Source organism: Janibacter sp. CFPM2_SD2 (assembly GCF_057364645.1).
In genome coordinates, this window is sequence record NZ_JBNFOF010000001.1 from 17,284 (window position 1) to 42,883 (window position 25,600).

Genomic DNA, 25,600 nt, shown 5'->3' on the forward strand with positions numbered 1-25,600 from the left:
TGACCCGACTCACGGTAGACCTCGCCGGACGGCATGGCGAGGGATCGGCCCTTGCCGATCGGCGCGGCCCGCATGGGATGATGTGCGCCATGAGCAAGCACAAGCACCAGCGTCTCTCGCACCCCCCGACCGGCCCGCACGCTGTCGAGGACCTCGGGGAGTCCCAGAACCCCGCGTGGTGGACCGTCATGACGCTCGGGATCATCGCTGGCGCCGTGGGCACGTGGGCGGTCGTCGTCCTCAGCCCGATGCTCGGTGTCGTCGCGGCCGTGCTCGCCGTGCTGACCATCGTCGTCGGTGTCGTCATGTCGAAGATGGGCCTGGGCTCCTACACCTACGGCAAGGGTGACACCGCCACCGACAGCGCGTCGGTCGGCATCAAGTGATCTCGTCGAGGGTGGCGCCGATGAGGCGCACGCCCTCGACGAAGGCCCCGGGGTTGGGGCCGGAGTAGTTCAACCTCAGGTGCGCACCGACCGGCTCGGCCGGGAACCACTCGTCGCCCGGGGCGACGAGCACCCCCTTCGCCTCGCAGCCGCTCGTCAGGCGCCCCAGATCGGTCCCGTCCGGTAACCGGATCCAGAGGTTCAGACCGCCCGTGGGGATGGCGGTCAGGTGAGCGGACGGCAGGTGCTCCGACACCGCCGCGACGAGCAGGTCGCGCCGGTCGGCGAGCTCACGCCGCATCGAGCGCAGGTGAGTGCGCCATCCAGGCTGCGTGACGACGTCGAGGGCCACGGCCTGCAGTGCGCCGCTCACGTACATGTTGGCCGCGCGGACCTCGGTGAGGATGCGCTCGTGTGCCGCCGCGGCCGTGACGGCGGCGACCCGCACGGATGGCGCGACGCTCTTGGTCAGCGACCGCAGGTGGACGACACGGCCCCCGTCGTCGCGGGCGGCGAGGGGCGTGGCCTCGCCCGTCAGCGTGAAGTCACTCGCCCAGTCGTCCTCGATGAGGAAGGCGCCGTGCTCCCGGACCGCCGCGAGGACCGCGTCAGCGCGCTGGGTCGACCACCGTGCTCCGGTCGGGTTGGCGTGGGTCGGCTGGGCGTAGAAGGCTCGCGCCCCGGACCGTGCGAGGGCCTGCGCGAGCACGTCGGGATCGGGGCCGGGCGGCCCGCTGGGGATGGGGACCAGCTCGACGCCCGCCTGCGCCGCGGCGTGGATCGCGCCCCAGTAGGTCGGTGACTCGATGACGAGGGGGCGTCCGGCTCCGACGAGCGCGTGCAGGCAGGCGGTGAGGCCGCCCTGGTTGCCGGGCACGACGATGACGTCCTGCGGCCCGGGCGCCGACACGGAGGCGGGCGTCGTAGCGGCGAGCTCGGCCGCGAACCACGACTGGAGTTCGGGTAGCCCCGACGACGGTGGGCGGGCGATGGCCGCGTCGGTGCGAGCGACCCGGGTGAAGGCGGACCGGACGAGCCGCTCGGGCAGAAGGTCGCGATCCGGGTAGCCGGAGTGGAAGGCGATCGCGTCGTGCCGCACCGGCTGCAGGGCTCGGGACTGGGCCGGGATCTGCCGGCGGGGCGCGCCGAGCGCCGCGGTCTGCCAGCCGAAGTCGTGCGGACGGCTTGTCCGTGGTGCCCGCACGAAGGTGCCGACCCCGGGGCGGGTCTCGACGAGCCCGAGGGCGACGAGGGAGCGCAGGGCCTTCTGCACGGTGAGTGGGCTGACCTCGTGCTGCCGGACGAGCGTGCGGGTCGACGGCAGGCGGGCCCCCGGTGCAGCCGTGGCGATCCACGTGCGGAGCTCGTCGACGATCCGTGAACTGCTATCGTCGTTCATGAGAGAGCACAGTAGCGCTATCGCCTCCCCGCCGACTCCGATACCCGCCTCGGGTCCACTCTGGGGACTGTTCGGTGTCCTCGCCTTCTCCTTCACCGTGCCCTTCACCCGGGTCGCCGTCGGAGGCGGTGCGCTCTCACCCCTCCTCGTGGGGGCAGGGCGAGCCGTCGTGGCGGCCGGTCTGGCCGCCGCAGCGCTGGCCTGGACCCGGCAGCGTCTGCCGCAGGGCGCGCAGTGGTGGCGACTGGTGGTCGTCGCCGGCGGGGTCGTCGTCGGCTTCCCGCTCCTCACCTCCTTCGCCCTCACCCGCACCGAGGCGGCGCACGGTGCCGTCGTCATCGCCCTGCTGCCGGCAGCGACGGCCGTGGCCGCGGTGCTGCGGGTCGGTGAGCGGCCGCCGCGCACCTTCTGGATCGCCTCGATCGTGGGTGCCGTGGTCGCCGTGGGCTTCGCCGTCGTCCAGGGCGGCGGTCTGGGTGGCGTGGGTGCGCCCGACATCCTGCTCTTCGGCGCGGTCGTGGCCGCCGCCGTGGGATATGCCGAAGGGGGCCTGCTCGCTCGTGAGCTCGGGGCCTGGCAGACCGTCTCGTGGGCACTCGTCGTGAGCAGCCCGGTCATGGCCGTGCTCACGGCGAGCGCGTGGGTCGCTGCGCCCCCGCAGGCCGGCCCCGTGGAGTGGGCGGCCTTCGGCTACCTCGCCGTCGTCAGCATGTGGCTCGGGTTCTTCGCGTGGTACCGCGGTCTGGCCATCGGGCCGATGGCTCGGGTGAGCCAGGTCCAGCTGACCCAGCCGGTCATGACGATCGCGTGGGCGGCGCTCTTCCTCCACGAGCAGGTCACCGTGCTCACGCTGGTGGGCGGGATCGCCGTCATCCTCTGCGCCGCCCTGGCGGTCCGCTCGCGGCAGACCGCCCCCGGCGGCTCACCCCGCCGGGACGTTGTCCTCGATGTCGGCGAGCCAGCGGGTGGCGGCCGCGTCGCTGGGCATCCGCCAGTCGCCTCGCGGTGAGACCGCGCCGCCCGGCAGCACCTTCGGCCCGTTGGGCAGCGCCGACCGCTTGAACTGGTTGTCGAAGAAGCGCTGCACGAAGACGACGAGCCACTTCCTGATCTCGGCGAGGTCGTAGGCGCCGCGGTCCTCCTCGGCGACGGAGCTGGGCCACTCTCCCTTCGTCGCGTCCGACCACGTCTGCTCCGCGAGGAAGGCGATCTTGCTCGGCCGGTCCCCGCGCCGGAGCACGTGGAAGAGCGTGAAGTCCTGCAGCGCGTAGGGCCCGATCTTGTCCTGCGTCGACTGCGGCCGGTCGGTGTCCTTGCTCGGGACGAGCTCGGGGGAGATCTCGGTCGCGAGGACCGAGCGCAGCGTCTCGGAGACCTCCGGCAGCTGGCCGGTGTCGGCGACCCAGTGCACGAGGTGCTGCATGAGCGTCTTGGGCACGCCGGCGTTGACCCCGTAGTGGCTCATCTGGTCGCCGACGCCGTAGGTGCACCAGCCGAGGGCCAGCTCGGACAGGTCGCCGGTGCCCAGGACGATGCCGCCGCGCTGGTTGGCGATGCGGAAGAGGTAGTCAGTGCGCAGCCCGGCCTGGACGTTTTCGAAGGTGACGTCGTAGACCTCGTCGGGGTGGTTGGCGTCGGGGTCGAGCCCGTAGGGGTGGCCCATGTCGCGCAGCATCTGCGTCGCGGTGGGCCGGATGTCGAGCTCCTCCCACGTGATGCCGAGCGACTCCATGAGGGCGACGGCATTGGTCTTCGTGTGGTCGCTCGTGGCGAAGCCGGGCATCGTGATGCCGATGATGTCGGTGCGCGGCCGCTGGAGCCGGTCCATCGCCTTGGCCGCGACGAGCAGCGCGTGGGTCGAGTCGAGCCCGCCGCTCACGCCGATGACGATCTTGGGCTGCCAGTCGGCGCCGCCGATGGCACGCAGCCGCTGCTCCACCGCGGAGACCTGGATGTTGTAGGCCTCGTAGCAGTCCTGGGCGAGGCGGGCCTCGTCGTCGGGGACGAAGGGGAAGCGGTCGAGCGGGCGGAGCAGCCCGAGGTCGCCGGTGGGTGCCTCGAGCTCGAGGTGCAGGTCGCGGTATGGCGCCGACTCGGAGCCGATCCCCAGGGCCACGCCGTTGTCGTCGAAGCTGCCCTGCCGCAGGCGCTCCTGGCGCAGCCGGTCGACGTCGACGTCGACGAGGGTCTCGCGGGGACCGGAGGGGAAGCGCTCGGACTCGCCGAGGAGGTCGCCCCCTTCGTAGACCATCGTCTGGCCGTCCCACGACAGGTCGGTGGTGGACTCCCCTTCGCTCGCGGCGGCGTAGACGTAGGCGGCATTGCACCGGGCCGAGGCGGAGCGGGCGAGCAGGTGCCGGTCCTCTGCCCGGGCGACGGTGATGGGGGAGGCGGAGAGGTTGAGCAGGACGGTCGCGCCGGCGAGGGCGGCGTGGGCGCTCGGCGGGACCGGCACCCACATGTCCTCGCAGACCTCGACGTGGACCACGAGGCCCGGCACGTCGTCGACGTGGACGAGCAGGTCGGTGCCGAAGGGGACGCCGTCGAGCACCGCGGCGTCCTCGCCCTGGGCGAAGGTCGGCCGGAACCACTCGTCGACGATGCCGGCGCCGGCGGCGAAGTGCCGCTTCTCGTAGAACTCGCGGTAGTTGGGCAGGTAGGCCTTGGGCGCGATGCCGATGATCTCGCCGCGGTGGATGAGGACCGCGCAGTTGTAGAGGCGGTTGCGGTGGCGAAGGGGGGCGCCCACGACGACGAGCGGCAGCAGGTCGGCGGTGGCCCGGGTGAGGTCGACGAGGGCCGCCTCGACCTCGCGGAGCAGCACGTCCTGCAGGAGCAGGTCGTCGATGGCATAGCCGGTGAGGCTCAGCTCGGGGAAGAGCGCGACCGCCGCCCCCTGGTCGCCCACGTGCCGGGCCCGCTCGAGGATCGCCGCGGCATTGGCCCGCGGGTCCGCCATGGTCACCGGCAGCGTGCACGCCGCCACCCGCGCGAAGCCGTGGCGGTAGAGGTTGCGGAAGTCGCGATCCGTCATGCCCCGAGCCTATGGCCCCTGCCCGGTTGCTCCCGGCGAGGAGGCCCGGCGCGCTGCCGAAGTCCTTCGTTCTCCCGTGGTCGCGTTGTCGTTCTCGACTTCGGCTTGACGCTGCGCCGGACCTCCTCCCCGTCCGCTCGACGTGCGCAGGCGTCTCCGCGGCCCGGTCGAAGAAGGAACGCTCGCTCGAGCGGGCATTCCTTCTTCGACCCGCGGGCGAAAACCCACTGGTCGGGGCGGCTCCCTTCGTCTTGGATGGACCGATGCAGACGCACTCGCTCGCCGAGCGGCCGGACCTCGTCGACGCCTTCTGGTCGATCGCGGGGGACTGGCCGACCTTCATGCTCCAGGACCCGACCTCGGACCGGGCCTACGAGGCGGCGGTCGACGCCTTCCCGCAGCTGCACCTCGTCGTCATGGAGGGCGAGGCCGCGGTAGCGCGGCTGCACGCGGTGCCCTTCGGTCATGCCTTGGCGGACCTGCCGCCTCGTGGTTGGGATGCCGCGATGCAGGAGGCCGAGTGGCTGGCGGCGAAGGGGGAAGCCCCGGACCTGTCGACGATCAGCCTCATCGAGGCCCGGGTGGCGGTGGACCGACGGGGCGAGGGGCTGAGCGGCGCGCTGCTCGCCGAGGCGCGGCGTCGCTATGCCGCGCTCGGCTGCCGTGACCTCCTAGGCCCGGTCCGCCCGACCCGCAAGTGGCTCGAACCCCGCACTGCCGCAGACGAGTACGCGCGTCGGGTCCGCGAGGACGGGCTGCCGGTCGACCCATGGCTGCGCGCCCACGTGCGCCTCGGCGGCCGCATCGTGCAGGTGGCGCCGCTGTCCATGACGATCCCCGGCACGCTGGCCCAGTGGCGGGAGTGGACCGGTCTGCCCTTCGACGTGGACGGGTCCGTCGAGGTCGAAGGGGGCCTCGCCCCCGTCCACGTCGACCTGGCCAACGACCACGCGGTCTACGTCGAGCCCAACGTCTGGGTCCACCACGACCTGCGCCCCCTCGCTGGGTGAGGTGTGAGGCCGCCCGCGGCCGAGCCTCGAAACCGCGCCGGGCGCTTCTGGCTGACGCCTGGGGATGGTAGCGTTGTCCGCAATCGTTCAGCCCGCCCAAGTTCGCTTGGTGCGGGCTGGATCTCTATGTAGGGGGACGCATGGCCCAGCAGGTGGTCAAGCCATTCACCACGATCGGCAAGCAGGTCGAGCTGCTGCGAGCGCGTGGGATGATGCTGGATCGAGACGAAGCTGAGCGGTGGCTAACGGTGGTCGGGTACTACCGCCTTAGCGGCTACTGGTACCCGTACCGGGCACTCAACACAGGCGTCCGTGGGGATCAGTTCGTCCAGGATGCGAGGTTCGACGACGTCGTCCGCTTGTATGAGTTTGACCGGAAGCTCAGGACCCAGATCCATGACGGGGTCGAGCGCATCGAGGTGGCTCTGCGGAGCAGGGTCAGTTACCGCATCGCGGAGCACGACCCATTGGGCTATGAGAACCCGAGCCTCTTCCGCCCGGCCTTCGAGCACTCGGAGTGGTTGGCGACAGCACGGCGGCGCGTTGATCGTGCCAAGAGACACAGTGAGCCGATCCGTCACTACGAGAAGAAGTACGGCGGGCGGGTGCCGATCTGGGTCCTGACGGAGGTCCTGGACTTTTCGGACGTCTCCAAGCTCTACGACGGGATGCTCGTTCGTGATCAGTGGACAGTTGCGGAGCGCCTTGGCGTCCGGGTCGACGAAGCAAGATTGACTGCCAACCAGCGGAAGAAGGGCAGAAAGGTGCATCCGCTGGCACGTTGGCTCGAGCACTTGACTGTCATCCGGAACAGCGCAGCGCACCATGGCCGTGTGTGGAATCGGTCCTTCACCCCTGTTGGGACGGCTGGACTGAGGACGATCGACGCCCTTGAGTGCCTGCCCGAGGGGCAGAGCGAGCGAGCATTTGGTGCGCTCACCCTCATGGGCTACCTGCTGCAGGGGACGTCGCCCGGGAGTTCTTGGACCTCCAAGGTCAGGAATCTCGTGGAGGACACGTTCCAAGATTTGCCCGGGCGGTCGGTGGGAGAGATGGGGTTCCCAGAGGGCTGGCAGGCCACGCCACTGTGGTCGCAGGGCCGGTTCGCGCGCTGACCGCCACGCCCAAGGACGAGGTCGACCACAACACCTACCGGCTCTTCCAGCTCGAGTACGGTGTCCCGACCGGTGCCTACAGCCTCGACGAAGCCGTCGCCGACGGTTATCTCGTCCCGTGGCGGGTGACGAGTGGTGGGTCGATGTGACGCTCCCGATGCTCGAGCAGATGCGCCTGAAGCTGCGGGCGCTCGTTCGCCTGGTGGAGAAGACGAAACGCAACCCGGTCTACACGGACTTCGCCGACGAGCTCGGTGAGGCGACCGAGGTGACGCTGCCCGGGACGGTGCCGGGCACCGACATGGAGCGCTTCCGCGCGAAGGCCAGTGCCTACCTGCGCTCCCACGAGAGCAACATCGCCCTGCAGCGGCTGCGGCGTAACCGGCAGCTCACCGAGGGTGACCTCAGCGCGCTCGAGCAGATGCTGCTGGAGAGCGGAGCCGGGGCTGCCGCGGACGTGGAGCGGGCGGCTGAAAAGGCGCGCGGGCTCGGGCTCTTCGTGAGGTCGCTCGTCGGGCTCGACCGCGAAGCGGCCAAGGAGGCCTTCGGTGGCTACCTCGACGGTGCGCGCTTCGACGTCCACCAGGTGCGCTTCGTCGAGCTGATCGTCGACGAGAGCGCAGTTGACGACATCGTCGAGATCCTCCGCGACGTGGAGTTCCGGGCTCAGCCACGAGGTGCGTGAGACCGGGGACCGGATCTGAAAGAGCGGATCCACCTCTGTGCTGTCTCAGCCTGCTCGAGGCCGCGGTCATGACGCTCGGTAGACCGCGAGTCGGACCTTCGCCGGGGTGTCGGTGGTGACGAGTGCGGTCTGCTGCCACGTGTGGTTGCTCGAGAGCGCGGAGCAGATCCTTGCTCCCTCCGGAGCCGAGTCCACCCCGAGCAGCTCTTGGTCCTGCTCCGTGAGACCGGTTGCAGGGAGGTCGCTTCCGATCTCGTCGGCACACCAAGCGCGCACGGAGTCGTGAGGGGCAGTGAAGATGATGCGGTACGTCGTCGGCTCATCCGCGATGTTGTGGGTGCTCGTCACCTCGGCGCCCCTTGGGAGAGCGATCCCGACCTCCGCGGTGACGTCTCGAGCGCGACGTTCGACGTTGTGGGGGTGGTGGTGGGCGGCGGACTCGGCCAGCCGGCGGTGCACGCGGCCGCGAGGAGAGTGGCCCCGGAGATGGCGAGCACCTTCACGAGATGCTGCCTGACCGACGTCGGTCGATGAGGTGCCGTGCAGGGTGTACTCCTTGGCCAAGCCGGCGCGGTGCAGGTCGGCCAGGTCCTTGTCCGGGACGGTGTCTCCGTTCACCGGAGCAGACTTCCCGTCGTCGAAGTTGTAGCGGTCCCGGTAGTTGACCTGGGTCTCCATCTCGTAGCGCCACTTCCCGTTGGGCGTGTCAGGCGGGTAGACCGTGACGTGACCGGCCGCGTTGTGTGCCATGCCGTTCGTCGCGTAGTACCAGTTCTGACTGTTGTCGGCGAAGGTGTGAGCCCACGTGGTGTTGACCGGGTAGGTCACGGGGCCGTGGACGCCCTCCTTGCGAGCCTTCTCCACGGCGGCAGAGGCGACATCGTTCTCGCGTTGCTTGATCGCATCGGCCACTGTGCCGTTGTCTCGGATCAACTCGTCCACGTCCACCCCGAGTGGCTCGCCGGATCCGTCGAGGTAGTGGTCCATGTGTCTGGCCGCGTCGTCCCAACCCTTGACTCTCGCTCCAGCCACCATGCCGCGCGCCTTCGCCAGAGTCTGGAGCGCGTCCTTCGACACCGGTTGGGAGTCGTGCTTGCCCGCGCCTCCATCGGGTGGAGTCCATGCAGGTGCACTCGGCTTGGTCGGCGCAGCCGTGCCAGGTCTCCCTGTTCCCAACCCGTCGGGTCGGTGCGGGTCTGGTCCGCCGGTACCGCCGACCACCTGATTGTCGACCTTGTTGACATCAGGAGCTCGACTGCCGACAGCCGCTTGTGACGTGCTGGTCGCTTGCGCGGACTGACCTCTGGACGTCGTGGGCCCGGGCGTGGCCGGCGGCTGACCGGTCAGTGGGGCCGGTTTCCCGCTGGCCGCGCCTCCACGTGCGGCTGTGCTTGCCTGCACCTGGTCCTCGGCTTGCTCTAGGAGGCGCGCGGACCACGCACGGAGTGCACTGGCAGCGGACGTCAAGGCGGTGACGGATGCGGACCACTCGGATTGGAAGGTCGCTTGGTCCGTACCGGACCAGTTCGAGTTGAGAACGTCGGCCATTGCTGACCCCTGTCGACTCAACGTCGTGATCTTCTCGCACTCTTCGCCGAGCGATGCCGCAATGTCGTGCAGTCGCTCGACGTCGGCTCCATGTGTCAACTGTGGCACGTAACCCCCCTAGGTTTGGCTCCCAACCCTAGGGCACGTGGCGAGGTCCGTCTCGGAGTCCTGACTTGGGGCTGTGCCAGCCCCGGCCGCGGGTGCGTGCGCTCGCGTCCCTCAGTGACGGCCTCCAACCGGACTAGCCTCGGTCCATGGCCAGCGACCGCAAGACGAAGCCCACCGACACTGCTCCCGACGAGGTGCTCGCGACGGTGGCCGACGAGCGCCGCCGCGCGGACGCGCAGGCCGTGCTCGACCTCATGCGCGAGGTCTCCGGGGCCGAGCCGGTCGTGTGGGGGCCGTCGATGATCGGCTTCGGCGCCCAGCCCTACACGACGGCCGACGGCAAGGAGCACGAGTGGTTCCGCATCGGCCTCGCCCCGCGCAAGGCAGCGCTGACGCTCTACGGACTGACCTTCTACGGGTCCAACGAGGACCTGCTCGACCGCCTCGGCACGCACACCACCGGCAAGGGATGCGTCTACATCAAGCGACTGGAGGACGTCGACGCCGACGTCCTGCGCGAGCTCGTCGAGCGGTCCTGGGCGGGGTCCGGCGAGTGAAGGTCGCCGACCTCGCCTGGCCACGACAGGCCGGGCCACTCTCCCTTCGCCCACCGACACCCGACGACATCGCGCAGGCACTCACCTGGCGCAACAGCCCCGAGGTCACGCGGTGGCTGCTGCTGACGACCGTCGACCCGCAGACGTACACGCGCAGCTGGCTCGAGGACGACCCCGACAGCCTCGGCGTGGCCGCACACGTCGACGGTCAGCTCGTGGGGACCGGCTCGCTGTCCATCGGGGACGCCATGGGTCAGGTCCACGCCGGTCAGGACATCTGGAGCCGGGCCCAGGGCAGTCTCGGCTACACCATCGACCCCGCGCACGCCGGTCGCGGCCACGGCACGCACCTGGCGCGCGGCCTGCTGTCGATCGCCTTCGACGAGCTCGGGCTGCACCGGGTGACGGCCGGCTGCTTCGCCGACAACACCCCGTCGTGGCGGGTCATGGAGCGCATCGGCATGCGCAGGGAGCAGCACGGCGTCAAGGACTCGTGGCACGCCGAGCTCGGCTGGGTCGACGGCTACACCTACGGGATCCTGCGCGAGGAGTGGCCCAGAGCCGAAGGGGGTGTCACCGCCGCCGGGCAGAGGCGGCGGCGATCTGCTGCAGCAGATCGACGGCGAGCTTCGCCGCCTCGTTGGACCGGGCCACGGGCGCGGTGAGCGCGACGATGTCGCGCACCGGGTTGGGGTTCGTCAGGCGCAGTCGGCGCACCGACTTGGGGATCGAGCGGCTGGCGAGGTCGGGCAGGACCGTGATGCCCACGCCCGCCGCGACGAAGGCCGTCGCCGTGTAGTGGTCCTGCGCCTCGACGGTGTAGCGGGGCCGGAACCCCGCTGCGCGACAAGCCCGGTCGACCATGTCCTGGGTGATGCCGGCGGAGATGTCGTTGCTGATCCACGGGCTGTCGGCGAGCTCGGCCATCTCGACGCGGCGCCGGCCGGCGAGCTTGTGGTCGGCCGGCACGAGCGCGACGAAGTGGTCGGTCATCAGGGGAGTGACGAGGTGGCCGGCCCGGACCGAGGTGGTGGGGTCGGCGGGCACGACGTCGATGTCGACGATCGGCGCCTCGCCGCGCGGGTAGCCCTCGGTGAGGACCATCTGCAGGGTCAGCTCGGGCATCTTCGCCTGCAGGCGTTTGGCCAGCTGCGGCATCCACCGATAGCCCGCCGACGCGAAGTACCCGATCGCCAGCGAGCCGGTGCTCCCTTCGCGCAGGTCGTCGACGACGGCATCGACCCGCTTGAGCTCCGTCATGAGCTGCTCGGACTCCGCTGCGAGCGTGTGGGCCGCCGGTGTGGGCTCGATCCCGCGCCCGTGGCGGGTGAAGAGTGTGAGCCCGGTCTCCTTCTGCAGCGCGGCGATCTGCTGGCTCACCGCCGACGGTGAGTAGCCGAGGTGCCCGGCGGCGGCGTTGACCGAGCCGGAGGCCATGACGGACAAGAAGGTCCGGAGTCGGTGGGCGTCGACCATGCCCGGAAGAGTAGCCGATGATGAAGCAAACCTGCATGATCTGCCACAAAACTGCATTGGTCACGGATAGTTGACGCTGACATCATTGTGGCCATGGAGAAGCTCTGGATGACCTACATCAACGCCCTTCGTCCCGCCGCCAACCGCCACTGGGGTGCCGGCCCGGACTCCGACCACACCCGCATGGCCGCCGAGCTGGCCGCCATGTCCCAGGACGAGACCCGCACGTCCAAGCAGGACCTCATCGTCTCCGCCGAGTCGGCGCCGCGCTACAACGCGCCCTACGACAACCGGATGAGCGACCGCTTCCACCCGGTCCTCTCCACGCGCTGAGCGCGACCGTCCGGGGGCGAATCCAGCCCGGACGTGACGAAGGCCCCGCACCATGTGGTGCGGGGCCTTCGTCGTGCCCGGACGAGGTACTGACGCCCATGCGTCATGAAGGTTGTGTGTTGAACCGGTAGCCCTGGAAGCCGGCAGCAGTCCAAGGGGCCCGCCGGCTCCCGGGGCTACCGGTTCAATACCGGGCCAGCATGACGAAGGGCGGGACCCCCTCGTCGGGAGTCCCGCCCTGTGCGGTCTCGAGGCCCGGACGTGCCCGGACGAGGTCCGGTCAGCGGGTGCCGACGTCGTCGGTGAGCACGACCGCGCGGCCGGCCTCCAGGCGCGCCACCGGGACGCGGAAGGGGGAGCAGCTCACGTAGTCGAGGCCGGCCTCGTTGAAGAAGTGGATCGACTCCGGGTCGCCGCCGTGCTCGCCGCAGACGCCGGTCTTCAGGCCCGGCTGCGTGCTCCGGCCCTTGTCGACACCGATCCGCACGAGCTCGCCGACGCCGAGTGCGTCGAGGGTCTCGAAGGGGGAGATCGTCAGCACGCCGTTCTCCAGGTACTTCGGGAAGAAGGCCGTCTCCACGTCGTCGCGGGAGAAGCCCCACGTCGTCTGGGTCAGGTCGTTGGTGCCGAAGGAGAAGAAGTCGGCGGTCTGCGCGATGCGGTTGGCCGTGAGGGCGCGCGCGGCAGCTCGATCATGCAGCCGATCGGCAGGTCGATCGACTGGTTGTGCGCCTCGGCGACCTCGGCGATGATCTCCTCCGCCTGGGCCCGGACGATGACGAGCTCACGGTTGGAGCCGATGAGCGGGACCATGATCTCCGGCTGGGGGTCCTTGCCCTCCTCACGCAACCGCACGACGGCCTCGGCGATGGCGCGGATCTGCAGGCCGAAGAGGCCGGGGATCTTCAGCCCGAGGCGCACGCCGCGCAGGCCGAGCATCGGGTTGGACTCGTGGATCGCCCGCACCGCGTCGCGCAGCGCGCGCGCCCGCTCGATCTCGGGGCCACCCTCGCCGCGCTCCTCCGCCAGGGCGACCTCGACCGTCAGGTCGGTGAGGTCGGGGAGGAACTCGTGCAGCGGCGGGTCGATGAGCCGGATCGTCGTCGGCAGCCCGTCCATCGCGGAGAGGAGCTGGGCGAAGTCCTCGATCTGCGCCGGCAGCAGCTCGGCGAGGGCGGCATCGCGCTCCTCGTCGGTCTCGGCGAGCACGACCCGCTCGATCTGCTGGCGCCGCTCGCCGAGGAACTGGTGCTCGGTGCGGCACAGGCCGATGCCCTCGGCGCCGCGGTCGCGGGCGCGCTGGGCGTCCTCGCCGGTGTCGGCGTTGGCGCGCACCTTGAGCCGGCGACGGGCGTCGGCGTGGGTGAGCAGCCGGTCGACGGCCTCGATGAGCTCGGTCGTCTCCTGGCCGTCGGAGATCGCCCGGGCGGCCTCGATGCCCTCGGAGATGTAGGTCATCACGGGGGAGTCGACGACGTGGACGTCGCCGAGGAAGACCTCGCCGGTCTTGCCGTCGATGGCGATCGTGTCGCCCTCGCGCACGACGTGCTCGCCGACCCGGATCTCCTTGCTCGCCACGTCGACGACGAGGTCCTCGGCGCCGACGACGGCGCACTTGCCCATGCCGCGGGCGACGACGGCCGCGTGGGAGGTCTTGCCACCGCGCGCGGTGAGGATGCCGGCGGCGGCGATCATGCCGGGCAGGTCCTCGGGGGAGGTCTCGCGACGCACGAGGATCACCGAGCTGCCCTCGGCCTGCTTGGCCTCGGCGCTCGCGTTGTCGAAGGCCACGGCGCCGACGGCGGCGCCGGGGGAGGCGCCCATGCCGGTCGCGATGAGGGTGCGCTCGGCCTCGCGGTCGAACTGCGGGAAGAGCAGCTGGCTCAGCTGCTCGCCGGTGACCCGCTCGAGCGCCTCGTCCATCGTGATCAGGGCCTCGTCGACGAGCTGGGTCGCGATGCGGAAGGCGGCACCGGCGGTGCGCTTGCCGACGCGGGTCTGCAGCATCCACAGCTTGCCGCGCTCGATGGTGAACTCGATGTCGCACAGGTCGCGGTAGTGGGTCTCGAGCCGGCGCATCGCGGCGCGCAGCTCCTTGTAGGCCTCGGGGTCGCGCTGCTCGAGGTCGGTGAGCGCGAGGGTGTTGCGGATGCCGGCGACGACGTCCTCGCCCTGCGCATTGGGCAGGTAGTCGCCGTAGACGCCGGAGTGACCGGAGGAGGGGTCGCGGGTGAAGCACACGCCCGTGCCCGAGGTCTCGCCGAGGTTGCCGAAGACCATCGCCTGCACGTTGACCGCGGTGCCGAGGTCGTCGGCGATGCGCTCGCGGCGGCGGTAGAGCTGGGCGCGCTCGGTGTTCCAGCTGCGGAAGACCGCCTCGATCGCCATGTCGACCTGGCGACGCGGCGTCTGCGGGAAGGGGTTGCCCGTCTCGTCGAGCACGATCTGCTTGAACTCCGCGACGACCTCCTTGAGGTGGTCGGCGGTCAGGTCGACGTCCGCCTGGACCCCGGCCTGCTCCTTGTGCGCGTCGAGCACGTCGCTGAAGCGCTCGGAGTCGATGTCGAGCACCGTCTTGCCGAACATCTGGATGAGGCGCCGGTAGGAGTCCCACGCGAAGCGCTCGTCGCCGGCGAAGGAGGCCAGCGAGTGCACGGTGTCGTCGTTGAGGCCGACGTTGAGCACCGTCTCCATCATACCGGGCATGGAGAACTTCGCCCCGGAGCGCACGGAGAGCAGCAGCGGCTCCTCGGAGTCGCCGAGGGTGCGGCCGATGAGGTCCTCGACGTCACGCAGGCGCTGGGTCACCTCGACGCGCACCTCCGGCGGCACGCGTCCCTCGGAGAGGTAGGCGCGGCAGGCCTCGGTGGTGATCGTGAAGCCCGGCGGGACCGGCAGGCCCAGCTTGACCATCTCGGCGAGGTTGGCCCCCTTGCCGCCGAGCAGATCCTTCTGGTCGCGATCGCCCTCGCTGAACATGTGGACGTACTGAATCACCGGGTGCCTCCCAAATGCGTGCGTGGAACCCGCCCACTATGGCAGGCGTGACCCGGATCTCCACGTCCGGTTCCACGTGGCCGGACGGGCGGGGGCGAAGGGGGAGTCCGCTCAGTCGTCGTCGCGGCCGAGCGCCTCGAGAGCGTCACCGTCGAGCCGGTAGGTCAGCCACTCGTCCTGCGGGGTCGCGTCGAGCGAGTCGTAGAAGGCGATCGACGGTGCATTCCACCGCAGCACGGACCACTCCAGCCGCTTGTACCCGCGCTCGCGGCACTCCTGCGCGAGGGTCTCGAGCAGCGCCTTGCCCAAGCCCGACCCGCGGTGCCGCGGCTCGACGTAGAGGTCCTCGAGGTGGATGCCGTGCCGGCCGGTCCAGGTGGAGAAGGTGAGGAACCACAGCGCCATCCCGACGACCTGGCGGTCCCTCCCTTCGCCCGCCTCGGCGACGTGGCACCAGGCCATCGGCGTCGCGCCCTTGCCCGTGGGGAAGAGCGCGGCGCGGAAGTCGTCCTCGGTGGCGACGGCCGCGTCCGGCTCCTTCTCGTACGTCGCCAGGTCCTTGACCAGACGGATCAGGTCGGGCAGGTCCTCCGGCGAGGCCGGGCGGATGTCGGGGTGCGCCATGGGGCCGACGATATGCCCTCCGGTCCCTGAGGAGCTTGCGCAGCAAGCGTCTCGAAGGGGCCAAGGGCGAAGGGTGACGGTCAGTCCAGCGTCGTGCGACCGCGGTGGATGCGAAGGGAGATCAGCAGCGTCACGAGGCCGGCGAGGGACAGGCCGGCGCCGACGAGCGAGGGGGCGCGCCAGCCCCAGCCGGCGGACAGCACGACCCCGCCGAGCCAGGCGCCGAGGGCATTGGCGATGTTGAGTGCGGCGTGGTTGCCGGCGGCGCCGAGGGTGCGGGCCCGACCGGCGACCTCCATGAGCCGCAGCTGCAGCGCCAGGACGAAGGCGGAGACGGAGATGCAGATGAGCAGCAGGACGATGCCGGCGGGGATCGCCCAGTCGGCCGCCCAGGCGAAGAGCGCGAGGGTCGCCCCCGTGGCGATCGTCGACCCGACGAGGGTCTTGAGCACCGACCGGTCGACAAGGCGCCCGGCGATCATCGTGCCGAGCAGGCCACCGATGCCGTAGAGGAAGAGGTAGACCGGCACGGCGTCGGCGGGCAGGCTGGTCTGGTTGCGCAGGATCGGCGAGATGTAGGAGTACATCGCGAAGACGCCGCCGAAGCCGATCGACCCGACGAGCAGGGTCAGCCACACCTGCGAGTCCTTGAAGGCCGCGAGCTCGCTGCTCACCCGGGCCTCGGTGTCGGCGGGTTGGTGCGGCACGACGGTCGCGACGAGGGCGGCGGTGAGCAGGCCGATCGCGGCGACGAGCCAGTAGGCCGAGCGCCAGCCGGTCTGCTGCCCGAGCCAGGTCGCCAGCGGCACGCCCGCGACATTGGCGATCGGGATGCCGAGCATGATCCGGCTGACCGCCCAGCCGCCGCGGCCGGGCGCCACCATGTCGAAGGCGACGATCGAGGCGATGCCGAAGAAGGCGCCGTGGGGGACGCCGGAGACGAAGCGGGCGAGCATGAGCAGCTCGTAGCCGGTCGCCAGCGCGCTCAGCGCGTTGCCCGCGGCGAAGAGCAGCATGAGGGCGACGAGCAGCTCGCGGCGCGGCAGCCGGTTGCCGAAGATCGCGATCGTCGGTGCGCCGACGACGACGCCGAGCGCGTAGGCGGAGATCGTGTGGCCGGCCCGGGGGATCGAGGTCCCGATGCCCTCGGCGATCTCCGGCAGCAGCCCCATCGTCACGAACTCGGTGACGCCGATGCCGACGCCCCCGAGCACCAGGGCGGCGAGGGCTGTCCCCACCCGACCATCGGTGGACGATCGTGCAACCGTGGGGGGCGAAAGGAGATTCACCGATCCATTCTCTCCCACCGTTTGACCTCTCAACGACATTACCTCTACATTTGTAGATGACTGTTCTACGGAAGTAGAAGACTCGACCAGGAGATCACTCGCATGGCACTTCGCCTCTACCGCCTCGGCCGCTGGTGCGCCACCCACGCCAAGAGCGTGCTCGCGGCGTGGCTCGTCGTCCTCGTGCTGGCCGGGTCCGGCGCCGCCGCCTTCGGTCGCCCCCTGACCAACGAGGTGTCGGTGCCCGGGAGCGAGTTCGAGGAGGTGCTGGACAACCTGCAGACCGAGATCCCCGACGCAGCAGGCGGCTTCGGCACGGTGGTGCTCCACACCGAGGACGGCGCATTCACCTCCGAGCAGCGCACGGCGATCGACAAGGTCTACGGCGAGTGGGAGGACCAGCCGAGCGTCAAGCGGGTCATCAACCCCTTCGACAACCAGCGGACCCTCGACGACTCGCGCACCGACCTGACGGAGGCGAAGAAGGACCTCGACAAGGGTCAGAAGGACCTCGACAAGGCCTGGGTCAAGATCTCCAAGGCCCAGGGCCAGCTCGACTACGGCAACGCGTGGATCGACTACTTCGAGAAGAACGACCCCGACAGCCCGCACCTCGCCGAGATCCGCCAGCAGGTCAAGGACGGCGAGAAGAAGATGGCCAAGGCCAAGAAGGACTACGCCAAGGGGGAGCGCAAGCTCAAGGCCGGCCGGACCCAGTACGACGCCGGCACGATCGTCGCCCACGGGGCCGCGGACACACGATTTGTCACCGATGACGGCTACGCGCTGACCCAGATCCAGTTCGACACCAACACCAACTCCGTCGACCCCGAGGTCAAGGAGGCGATCGTCGAGATCGGGAAGCAGCTCGACGACGTCGGGATCCAGACGGAGTACAGCGTCGAGATCACCCAGGAGAACACCCTCGTCGGTCCCGGTGAGGTCGTCGGCCTGGTCATCGCTGCCATCGTGCTCACCCTCGCCCTCGGCTCGCTCATCGCTGCCGGACTGCCGATCTCCGGTGCCCTCCTCGGCGTCGGCGTCGGCCTCGCCGGGGCCATGACCGCGACGCACTTCTTCGACATGCACGCGATGACCCCGGCGCTCGCGCTCATGCTCGGCCTCGCCGTCGGCATCGACTACGCGCTCTTCATCGTCAACCGGCACCGCATCCAGCTGCTCGACGGGCGCGAGATGACCGACTCCATCGCGCACGCCGTCGGCACCGCGGGCAGCGCCGTCGTCGTCGCCGGCACGACCGTCGCCATCGCGCTCACCGCACTCGTCATCACCCCCGTGCCGCTCCTCGGCCAGATGGGACTCGTCGCCGCCGCGACCGTCGTCGTCGCCGTGTGCGTCGCCCTGACGCTCACCCCGGCCCTGCTCCACGTCGTCGGCCGCCGGGTCATCTCGAAGCGCGCGTGGGCCAAGCGTGCCGCCCGGCCCGACACCGACCAGGTCTTCGGGTCGCGCTACGTCGACGGCGTGACGAAGCGACCCGCGCTCGTCGTGCTCGCTGTCATCGCCCTGTGCGGGATCATCGCGGTGCCGGCGCTCTCCCTTCGCCTCGGGCTGCCGGACGGGTCGAGTGAGCCGCTTGAGTCCACCGCCCACCAGACCTACGTCGAGGTCGAGGACAACTTCGGCGCCGGGGCCAACGGTCCGATCATCGCCGTCGCAACCCTCGACGAGCCGGCGAAGGACACGGACGCGGTCCTCGTCGAGCAGAGCCACCTCGTCAAGGAGCTGCGCAGCGTCGACGGCGTCAAGGCGGTCATCCCCTTCGGGGTCAGTGACGACCGGACCACGCTCGCCTTCCAGGTCGTCACCGTAGGCGGCCCGGCGGACAAGGAGACGAGCGACACCGTCCGCCTCCTCAAGGCGAGCGCCGGACCGATCGGCACGGCGACGCACTCCGAGATCGGCCTCACCGGCCAGACCGTCGCCAACATCGAGATCTCCGAGCAGCTCGCCGCCGCGCTTCCTCCCTACCTGGCGATCGTCATCGGGCTCTCGCTCGTCCTGCTCACCATCGTCTTCCGCAGCATCCTCGTGCCGCTCGTCGCGACCGCCGGCTTCCTGCTGTCCGTCGCCGCGTCCTTCGGTGCCGCCGTCGCGGTCTACCAGTGGGGCTGGCTCGGCTCGATCCTCGGTGTCGACACCCCCGGGCCGATGCTCAGCTTCATGCCGATCATGCTCATCGGCGTCCTCTTCGGCCTGGCGATGGACTACCAGATGTTCCTCGTGTCCGGGATGAAGGAGGCGCACGCTCACGGCGCCGACGCCCGCGCTGCGGTGCGGCACGGCTTCACCCACGGCGCCAAGGTCGTGCTCGCCGCGGCCCTGATCATGGCGGCGGTCTTCGCGGGCTTCATCTTCGCCCACCTGACGATGATCCGGCCGATCGGCTTTGCGCTCGCCGTCGGAGTCCTCGTCGACGCGCTCCTCGTGCGGATGACCCTCACTCCTGCGGTAATGCACCTGCTCGGTGAGGGCGCCTGGTGGATGCCCCGCTGGCTCGACCGGATCCTGCCGGACCTCGACGTCGAGGGCGCCGCCCTGGAGCAGGGTCCGGTGACGAAGGGGGAGACCTCGGCCACAGCGGAGCCCGTCAGCGGCTCATAGGGTCGGGTCGCATGACGACGACGCAGAACGCCCCGCTCCTTGAGTCCACGACCGACATCGATGCCACGCCCGAGCAGGTCTGGGCGGTCATCACCGATCCGCGAGCCCTCGGCGGACTGTCCGATCAGGTGGTGCGCACCCACGTCGTGGGTACGGCCCCCGTCGGGCTCGGCACGCGCACGATCAACATCAACCGTCGCGGTCCGCTGCTGTGGCCGACCCGAGCCAAGGTCGTGCGCTTCGAGCCGTCGCGCGACTACGCCTTCCGGGTCAAGGACAACGCGACGATCTGGTCCTTCGAGCTCGCGCCCTCGGCCGCGGGTGGCACGACCGTGACCCACCGCCGCGAGGCCCCGCAGGGCACGACGCAGATCTCGCGCACCCTGCAGGACAAGGTGCTCGGTGGCGTCTCCGACTTCGACCGCGAGATGGAGGCGGGCATGGCCGTCACCCTGCGCCGGCTCAAGGAGCTGCTCGAGGCGCGCTGAGGTGCGTCCCTCCGGCTGAGGTGCGTCCCTCCGGGCGACGGGGGACGACTGCTGGCCTCCGGACGACGGGGGGCGGCTGCGCCCGCCGAAGTCCTTCGTTCTCCTCTTCGCCGGCGTTGTCGTGCCTGACTTCGGCTTGATGTGCGCAGCCATCCCCCTTCGTCCTGCGGCTCCCTTGGCCCTCCGCCCACCGACGCCCCCCCTCGGACACAGACACAGCGAGTGTTCGCTCACGCGCTGTGTCTTTGACTCGAGGCAGCCTCCCTTCGCCCGATGAGGCGCCCGGGGGCCAGCCCCCGGGTCGGATGGGTACTTCTCCCCATCGACCGGTTCCCAGCACATCCATAGGTTTGTCGGTGTCGGAAGGGCACAGGGGACGCCACCCCCGACACCGGTCCGGAGCCTGCAGGGGGGTTCCGGACCGACGCGAAGGGCGGAACTCGACAGGGGGAGTTCCGCCCTTCGCCGCGTCGTGCGCACCGGCTGTGCCACGATTGGCTCATGTCCACACCAGCAGGGGGTCCGAGCGGCCCGAACGTCCCTCCGCCCCCGGGCGGTTCCTTCGGCCAGACCCAGCCGCCCTCCGGGCAGTTCGGTCAGGGCCAGCCCGGCCAGGGCTACGGCGGCGGCCCCGGTGGTCCTGCTGGTCCCGGTGGCCCCGGCCAGCCCTACGGCATGTCCGGTGGCCCGGGTGAACCGCCGAAGAAGAGCCGCAGCAAGGGCCTGATCGCCGCCATCGCCGGCGTCATCGCCCTCGTCGTGGTCCTGTGCTGCATCGGCGGCGTCGTCATCGCCAACCGTGACGACGACGAGTCGAGCTCGTCGACCACGACGAGCGAGTCGACCACCGAGAGCAGCACCGAGTCCTCGACCACGGAGCCGACCTCCGAGACGACGAGCGAGCCGACCACCTCGTCGACGAGCGAGCCGACCTCCGAGACCTCGTCCTCCTCCACCGCCGGTGGCGGCACCGCTGAGTTCCCCGAGGAGTTCGACGGCTGGAAGCGTGGCACGACGAGCGACAACAGCGGCCAGCAGACGGCCGTCTACACCAAGGGCTCGGACACGATCTCCGTCGTCATCGGCGAGGGCGTCAAGCCGGCCGACTTCGAGGCCATCTGGGACGGCGACGAAAAGGTCGGCGACAACCACTGCGGCAAGCTCTCCTCGACGACGCAGTGCGCCGGCGAGGCGGGTGGCACGACCTACCTGGTGACCTCGGCGACGTCGAAGTCCGCCTCGGAGGTCTCGGGCATCCTCGACCAGCTCCTCAAGGCGGTCTGACCCGGGAGCACCCCGCCCACGCGGCGGCGCACCCGCGTCCCCGCCACGACCGGAAGGGTCCCGTCCTCGGACGGGGCCCTTCCGTCGTCCCCGGACCCACCTAGTCTTGGGGCCATGCCCCGGCACATCACGACGACCATCCAGGACGGCATCGGACACGTGCGCCTGTCCCGGCCCGACAAGCTCAACGCGCTGACGCTCGACATGCTCGACGACCTCGCCGCGGCGGCCCACGGGCTGCGCTCCGACCGACGGCTGCGGGCCGTCGTCGTCTCGGGGGAGGGGGACTCCTTCTGCGCCGGGCTCGACTTCGGCTCGGCGATGAAGAAGCCGTCGGCGATCGCGTCGCGCTTCGTCCCGCGGCCGTGGCGGGGGACCAACACCTTCCAGGAGGCGCCGTGGGCGCTGCGCCGCCTGCCCGTGCCGGTCATCGCGGCCGTGAGCGGGCACTGCCTCGGTGGCGGGCTGCAGATCGCGCTTGCTGCCGACTTCCGCATCACCCATCCCGAGGCGACGTGGTCGGTGCTCGAGGGCCGCTGGGGGATCATCCCCGACATGTCCGGCGTGCAGGCCCTCTCGGAGCTCGTCGGCATCGACGTGGCGAAGAAGCTGACGATGACCGCCGACAAGATCTCGGGGACCCGGGCGCACGAGCTCGGGCTCGCGACCGAGGTCGCCGCCGACCCCGTGGCCGCGGCACCGAGCTCGCGCAGCAGCTGGCGACCCGTTCGCCGGACGCGCTCGCCGCGACCAAGCGGCTCTTCGACGGCACGTGGAACCGCAGCCCGCGCTACACCTTCGCCCGTGAGCGAAGGGAGCAGCTGCCCCTGCTCTTCGGGCCCAACGCCGCTCGGGCACGAGCGGCCAATGCCCGCAAGGAGTCCCCCGACTTCCTGCCCCGTCAGCGACGGATGGTCCCGTGAGCGGCGGCCCCCGCAACCAGACCGGCTTCCTCCCGATCGTCCCGGAGGACCTGCCCGAGGGCTGGACGACCCGGGTGCCCGACGAGACCGACGTCGACGAGCTCATCGCGCTCGTCTCGTCGGCCAAGCGGGCGGTCGACGGCTCCGGTGCCGTCGAGGCCGAGCTCGTCGCCGGCGAGGCCGTCGGTGAGGGCTCGTGGACCCGTCGTCAGGTCGTCGTCGCTGATCCGCAGGGTGCGATCCGGGTGTGGGCCCGGGTGCACGACCGGGCGCCGGCCGGTCCACGTCGACCTGACCGCTGACCCGGCGCTCGGTCGCGAGGACGGTCAGGCGCTCGCGGCCTCGCTGCTCGCCTGGGCCGAGGCGGTCGCGCTGCGCATCTCCCGCGGGCGCGGGCTCGGAGGCACCCGGCTCGACGTGTCGGTGCACGAGGACGACGACCGCCTGCGCAGCATGCTCGAGCCGGCCGGCTTCACCCGAGCGCGTCGGTGGCTGCAGATGAGCCGGCCCATCGGTCCCGGCGACGCCGAGCTCGCCGAGACCCGCGAGGGCGTCGTCGTGCGCCAGGTCGCGCGCCGCGAGGACGGCACCCCGGTCGCGGCGGACCTGCAGGCGGTCTACCGGATGATCGAGGAGTCCTTCGCCGACCACTTCAACTCCTATCGCGAGTCCTTCCCGGAGTTCCTCTCGCGGCTGCGCGAGGCGCCCGGCCACCGGTGGGACCACTGGTGGATCGCCGACATCGAGATCGAGGGCCAGTGGGTGCCCGGCGGCGCGGTGGCCGCAGCGGTGCTGCCCGAGGACGCCGACGGCCACGAGGGCACCTACATCGACTACATCGGCGTCCACCGCCTGGCCCGCGGTCGCGGGGTGGCCAAGTCGCTGCTCCACGCCGTCATCGCCGACACCGCTCGCCGCGGCCGCAACCGCGTCTCGCTCGAGGTCGACGCCGACAGCCCGACCGGCGCCGACGGGATCTATGCGTCGATGGGCTGGGTCACCCGCTATCGCACCGAGTCCTGGCACCGCGACGTGCGCGCCGAGGGCACCGACGCCCCGGTGCCGCAGGCCCGCCTCGACGAGTCCTGAGCTTCCCCCTTCGCACGACCTGAGGCCGCATTGCCCAACGGCAATGCGGCCTCAGGTCGCCGCCCTGCTGCATTGCCCTTGGGCAATGCGGAGTCCGGGGAGCGTCAGGCGTCGATGCGCCGGGTCTCGATGGCGAAGTCCTGCGCCCGCAGGCGCTCGATGAGCGGGGCGGCCATCGCGACCGCGGGGGTGAGCACGCCCCCTTCGCTCGTCAGGTCGTCCTGGGCGAGGCACAGCGCGGCCTCGCCGAGCATGATCGCAGTGCCGTTGTAGCCGGGGTCGGCCTTGGCCGCGACCGTCGTCGCGTACTGCGCGCCACCGGTCGTGGAGGCGACGACCTCCATCGTGAAGCGCCCGTTGACCCGCGTCTGCTCGTCCGGACCCTCGCCCGGCTCGGGCAGGAAGCGGTCGACGACCCGACGGGTCGGCGCGAAGGACAGGCCGGCGACGAGACCGAGCAGGCCGGCGGTCATGCCGGTGGCGGCGAAGGGGGACTTCGCGCGGCTGCCGAAGTCGGTCACCTCGTGGTAGCGGAAGGCACGGCCGTAGGCCCAGCCGAGCAGGGCATTGCTCCGGCGCACGATGCGCGTGTTGTACGACGCCATGATGAAGGGGCCGGTCCAGTGACCGTCGGCGGTGCGGCGCACCGGCAGCCGGGAGCCGACCTTGCCGAGCGCCGAGCGCACCCGCGAGTGCTCGGTGGTCGTCGGGGCGATCTCGGCCCGGTCGGCGCTCGTCGGCTCGGCGGCGCGGTCGGGGCTCAGGCCGTAGGGGTCGTTGATGACGCGCCGGTCCTCGACGGACTCGCGCGCGGCGATCGTCTGCCGGCGCATCGAGTCGATCGTGCCGCCGGAGAGGCCGCCGCGCAGGCGGCGCACGAAGAGCACCGTGTCGGTCAGCTCGCCGGCGCCCTCCTCGCGGGCGACCCGGGCCGTCTCCCAGACGCCGATGTCCGAGGGGATCGAGTCGAAGCCGCACGAGTGGACGACCCGGGCGCCGGAGCGCTGGGCCACCTCGTGGAAGGCCTCGGCGGAGTCACGGACGAAGAGCACCTCGCCGGTGAGGTCGGCGTAGTGCGTGCCGGCGACGGCGCAGGCCTTGACGAGCTCGCGCCCGTAGGCGGCATAGGGGCCGACCGTGGTCACGAGGACGCGCGTGCGGGCGGCGAGGTCCGCGCAGGCGGCGGGGTCGGAGACGTCGACGACGACCCGCGGCCACGTCGGCGGCGGCGTCACCGAGCTCGGCGGCGAGGGCGTCGAGCTTGTCCCGCGAGCGTCCGGCGAGGGCGACGCGCAGGCCGTCGGGGGCGTGGTCGCGCAGGTGCGCCGCGGTGAGTCGACCGACGAAGCCGGTGGCTCCGACAAGCACGACGTCGAGGTCGCGGGCAGCGGTGGGTGCAGTCATGAATCGACACTAACCCGTTGTGCCTCAACCTGTTTCATGTTCAACCGACTCGCCCCCTTCCCTTGCGGGGCGCTCTCCGATAGACAGGGAGCCCGGGGACGATGCCGTCCCTCCTCTCGACTGTGAAGGAGTAGCACCATGACGCAGCCTCCGAACGAGACCCCTGACCTGCCCGAGGAGGCCATCGGCGGCGTGCCCGTCGAGGCCCCGACCGCCGGTGACGGCGGTGCGGACGGCGCCGCTGGTGACGGTGGCGCGGAGGTGCCGCTGGTGACGGTGGCGCCGACGGAGCCGCTGGCGACGGCGCTGCCGGTGACGGTGGCGCCGACGGCGGAGCCTGAGTGACCGACGCCCACGAGGCCGGTGCACCCGCGCGGTGCACGGCCTCGCCCGCGTCACGACCTCGGCCCCGAGGAGCTCGAGCACTCCTGGGGTCGAGAGCCCCGGCACGTGCCCGCGGCGGCGCTGCCGACCCCCTTCGACGACCTGCTGACGACCCGTGACGTCGACGACCTGCTCTCGCGTCGTGGCCTGCGCACTCCCTTCCTGCGCGTGGCCCGTGACGGGCACACGCTCGCTGACGCCGACTTCACCCGCGGCGGTGGCGTCGGCGCGGGCGTGACCGACCAGCTCGACGACACCGCGCTGCTGCGCCTCTTCGCCGAGGGGCACACCCTCGTCCTGCAGGGCCTGCACCGCACCCACCCGCCGGTGCTCGAGCTCGCCCAGGACCTCGCCGCCGACCTCGGCCACCCCGTGCAGGTCAATGCCTATGTCACCCCGCCGAGCAGCCGCGGCTTCGCCGCCCACTACGACGTGCACGACGTCTTCGTCCTGCAGACCGCGGGGGAGAAGCGCTGGCGCCTGCACGCCCCCGTCCAGCCGCACCCGCTGCGTGACCAGCCGTGGCAGGACCGGCGCCCGGCCGTCGAGCAGGCGGCCACCGGCGAGCCGCACCTCGAGGTCACGCTTCGGCCCGGCGACGTGCTCTACGCGCCCCGTGGCTGGCTGCACTCGGCGACCGCCCTCGGCGGCGTGAGCACGCACCTGACCGTCGGCATCCACGTGTGGCACCGCGGACACCTCGCCGAGGCCGTCCTCGACGCCGCGCGAAGGGGGCTGGCTGCGCAGGAGTCGCAGCGCACCTCCCTTCGCCCCGGGGTGGACGTCGCCGACCCCGAGGCCATCGCCGACGACCTCGTCGTCGTCGACGAGCAGCTGCGCAG

At 71.0% G+C, this 25,600-nt stretch carries 24 protein-coding genes and 1 pseudogene; 16 read left to right on the plus strand and 9 right to left on the minus strand.

Translation table 11 applies throughout. From position 1 onward, the window contains the following. Positions 1 to 89: 89 nt before the first annotated feature. The gene (locus AC2W7J_RS00095; RefSeq protein WP_255184655.1) at positions 90 to 386 is read left to right on the plus strand and encodes a hypothetical protein; all 297 of its coding nucleotides are present in this window, start codon (positions 90 to 92) and stop codon (positions 384 to 386) included. Here the strand turns inward: AC2W7J_RS00095 and AC2W7J_RS00100 are convergent. Continuing rightward, complete coding sequence (locus tag AC2W7J_RS00100; RefSeq protein WP_485980804.1) at positions 379 to 1,785, minus strand: aminotransferase-like domain-containing protein; 1,407 nt, start codon at positions 1,783 to 1,785, stop codon at positions 379 to 381. The two genes, AC2W7J_RS00095 and AC2W7J_RS00100, sit on opposite strands and share 8 nt — an antisense overlap. Here AC2W7J_RS00100 and AC2W7J_RS00105 point away from each other — a divergent pair. After that, positions 1,784 to 2,794, plus strand: coding sequence for a DMT family transporter (locus AC2W7J_RS00105; protein WP_485980806.1), 1,011 nt, complete (start codon positions 1,784 to 1,786; stop codon positions 2,792 to 2,794). The genes AC2W7J_RS00100 and AC2W7J_RS00105 overlap by 2 nt on opposite strands. Here AC2W7J_RS00105 and AC2W7J_RS00110 read toward each other — a convergent pair. Then, positions 2,708 to 4,819 carry an NAD(+) synthase gene (locus AC2W7J_RS00110; RefSeq protein WP_485980808.1) on the minus strand — a complete coding sequence of 704 codons (2,112 nt, stop codon included), beginning with the start codon at positions 4,817 to 4,819 and terminating at the stop codon, positions 2,708 to 2,710. The genes AC2W7J_RS00105 and AC2W7J_RS00110 overlap by 87 nt on opposite strands. A gap of 263 nt (positions 4,820 to 5,082) precedes the next feature. Here AC2W7J_RS00110 and AC2W7J_RS00115 point away from each other — a divergent pair, with 263 nt between their 5' ends. The 4 genes from AC2W7J_RS00115 to AC2W7J_RS00130 all read left to right on the plus strand — a co-directional run bounded on the left by AC2W7J_RS00115 (position 5,083) and on the right by AC2W7J_RS00130 (position 7,629). Beyond that, on the plus strand, positions 5,083 to 5,829 hold the full coding sequence (locus tag AC2W7J_RS00115) for an N-acetyltransferase (RefSeq protein WP_255184653.1): 747 nt from the start codon (positions 5,083 to 5,085) through the stop codon (positions 5,827 to 5,829). Positions 5,830 to 5,969: 140 nt separating this feature from the next. Beyond that, positions 5,970 to 6,944 carry an Abi family protein gene (locus AC2W7J_RS00120; RefSeq protein ID WP_485980809.1) on the plus strand — a complete coding sequence of 325 codons (975 nt, stop codon included), beginning with the start codon at positions 5,970 to 5,972 and terminating at the stop codon, positions 6,942 to 6,944. Beyond that, the gene (locus AC2W7J_RS00125; RefSeq protein ID WP_255184651.1) at positions 6,917 to 7,093 is read left to right on the plus strand and encodes a hypothetical protein; all 177 of its coding nucleotides are present in this window, start codon (positions 6,917 to 6,919) and stop codon (positions 7,091 to 7,093) included. Before AC2W7J_RS00120 ends, AC2W7J_RS00125 begins: the two co-directional genes overlap by 28 nt. Then, the gene (locus tag AC2W7J_RS00130; protein WP_255184650.1) at positions 7,090 to 7,629 is read left to right on the plus strand and encodes a type I restriction-modification enzyme R subunit C-terminal domain-containing protein; all 540 of its coding nucleotides are present in this window, start codon (positions 7,090 to 7,092) and stop codon (positions 7,627 to 7,629) included. The genes AC2W7J_RS00125 and AC2W7J_RS00130 overlap by 4 nt, the downstream gene beginning before the upstream one ends. A 66-nt stretch (positions 7,630 to 7,695) precedes the next feature. Here the strand turns inward: AC2W7J_RS00130 and AC2W7J_RS00135 are convergent, their stop codons facing one another. Further along, complete coding sequence (locus AC2W7J_RS00135) at positions 7,696 to 8,706, minus strand: hypothetical protein (protein ID WP_485980811.1); 1,011 nt, start codon at positions 8,704 to 8,706, stop codon at positions 7,696 to 7,698. A gap of 725 nt (positions 8,707 to 9,431) precedes the next feature. Here AC2W7J_RS00135 and AC2W7J_RS00140 point away from each other — a divergent pair. After that, positions 9,432 to 9,842, plus strand: a complete 411-nt coding sequence (locus AC2W7J_RS00140; protein WP_485980813.1) for a DUF1801 domain-containing protein — start codon at positions 9,432 to 9,434, stop codon at positions 9,840 to 9,842. Continuing rightward, positions 9,839 to 10,507, plus strand: a complete 669-nt coding sequence (locus tag AC2W7J_RS00145) for a GNAT family N-acetyltransferase (RefSeq protein ID WP_485980814.1) — start codon at positions 9,839 to 9,841, stop codon at positions 10,505 to 10,507. Before AC2W7J_RS00140 ends, AC2W7J_RS00145 begins: the two co-directional genes overlap by 4 nt. Here AC2W7J_RS00145 and AC2W7J_RS00150 read toward each other — a convergent pair. Next, the gene (locus tag AC2W7J_RS00150) at positions 10,416 to 11,318 is read right to left on the minus strand and encodes a LysR family transcriptional regulator (RefSeq protein ID WP_255184645.1); all 903 of its coding nucleotides are present in this window, start codon (positions 11,316 to 11,318) and stop codon (positions 10,416 to 10,418) included. The genes AC2W7J_RS00145 and AC2W7J_RS00150 overlap by 92 nt on opposite strands. Positions 11,319 to 11,411: 93 nt before the next feature. On the opposite strand from AC2W7J_RS00150, the gene AC2W7J_RS00155 reads away from it, so the two are divergent. Next, positions 11,412 to 11,651: a hypothetical protein gene (locus tag AC2W7J_RS00155; RefSeq protein WP_084449710.1), complete on the plus strand. Its 240-nt coding sequence runs from the start codon at positions 11,412 to 11,414 to the stop codon at positions 11,649 to 11,651. 280 nt (positions 11,652 to 11,931) lie between these two features. Here the strand turns inward: AC2W7J_RS00155 and ppdK are convergent. From ppdK to AC2W7J_RS00170, 3 genes and pseudogenes are all read right to left on the minus strand, one after another. Beyond that, positions 11,932 to 14,648, minus strand: a pseudogene (gene ppdK, locus AC2W7J_RS00160) (pyruvate, phosphate dikinase). A 111-nt stretch (positions 14,649 to 14,759) separates the two neighbouring features. Further along, the gene (locus tag AC2W7J_RS00165; RefSeq protein ID WP_485980816.1) at positions 14,760 to 15,272 is read right to left on the minus strand and encodes a GNAT family N-acetyltransferase; all 513 of its coding nucleotides are present in this window, start codon (positions 15,270 to 15,272) and stop codon (positions 14,760 to 14,762) included. Positions 15,273 to 15,352: 80 nt separating this feature from the next. Then, positions 15,353 to 16,510, minus strand: a complete 1,158-nt coding sequence (locus AC2W7J_RS00170) for an MFS transporter (protein ID WP_485980817.1) — start codon at positions 16,508 to 16,510, stop codon at positions 15,353 to 15,355. Between the two features lie 153 nt (positions 16,511 to 16,663). Between AC2W7J_RS00170 and AC2W7J_RS00175 the strand changes: the two genes are divergently transcribed. From AC2W7J_RS00175 to AC2W7J_RS00195, 5 genes are all read left to right on the plus strand, one after another. Beyond that, positions 16,664 to 19,186 carry an MMPL family transporter gene (locus tag AC2W7J_RS00175; protein WP_485980819.1) on the plus strand — a complete coding sequence of 841 codons (2,523 nt, stop codon included), beginning with the start codon at positions 16,664 to 16,666 and terminating at the stop codon, positions 19,184 to 19,186. A gap of 11 nt (positions 19,187 to 19,197) precedes the next feature. Then, entirely contained in the window at positions 19,198 to 19,674 is a 477-nt protein-coding gene (locus tag AC2W7J_RS00180) for an SRPBCC family protein (RefSeq protein WP_485980821.1), read from the plus strand. 501 nt (positions 19,675 to 20,175) lie between these two features. Further along, on the plus strand, positions 20,176 to 20,958 hold the full coding sequence (locus AC2W7J_RS00185) for a hypothetical protein (RefSeq protein ID WP_485980823.1): 783 nt from the start codon (positions 20,176 to 20,178) through the stop codon (positions 20,956 to 20,958). 114 nt (positions 20,959 to 21,072) lie between these two features. After that, positions 21,073 to 22,071, plus strand: coding sequence for a crotonase/enoyl-CoA hydratase family protein (locus AC2W7J_RS00190; protein WP_485980825.1), 999 nt, complete (start codon positions 21,073 to 21,075; stop codon positions 22,069 to 22,071). 44 nt (positions 22,072 to 22,115) lie between these two features. Next, a complete protein-coding gene (locus tag AC2W7J_RS00195; RefSeq protein WP_485980827.1) occupies positions 22,116 to 22,970 on the plus strand; it encodes a GNAT family N-acetyltransferase in 855 nt (284 codons plus the stop codon). A 104-nt stretch (positions 22,971 to 23,074) separates the two neighbouring features. Here AC2W7J_RS00195 and AC2W7J_RS00200 read toward each other — a convergent pair whose 3' ends face one another. Together AC2W7J_RS00200 and AC2W7J_RS00205 are read right to left on the minus strand one after the other, a co-directional pair. Further along, positions 23,075 to 24,115 carry a saccharopine dehydrogenase family protein gene (locus tag AC2W7J_RS00200; protein WP_485980829.1) on the minus strand — a complete coding sequence of 347 codons (1,041 nt, stop codon included), beginning with the start codon at positions 24,113 to 24,115 and terminating at the stop codon, positions 23,075 to 23,077. Beyond that, positions 24,006 to 24,374: a hypothetical protein gene (locus AC2W7J_RS00205; RefSeq protein ID WP_485980831.1), complete on the minus strand. Its 369-nt coding sequence runs from the start codon at positions 24,372 to 24,374 to the stop codon at positions 24,006 to 24,008. Before AC2W7J_RS00205 ends, AC2W7J_RS00200 begins: the two co-directional genes overlap by 110 nt. Positions 24,375 to 24,512: 138 nt before the next feature. Between AC2W7J_RS00205 and AC2W7J_RS00210 the strand changes: the two genes are divergently transcribed. Beyond that, complete coding sequence (locus tag AC2W7J_RS00210; protein WP_485980833.1) at positions 24,513 to 24,719, plus strand: hypothetical protein; 207 nt, start codon at positions 24,513 to 24,515, stop codon at positions 24,717 to 24,719. 105 nt (positions 24,720 to 24,824) lie between these two features. After that, a partial coding sequence (locus AC2W7J_RS00215; RefSeq protein ID WP_485980834.1) for a cupin domain-containing protein occupies positions 24,825 to 25,600 on the plus strand: 776 nt, incomplete at its 3' end.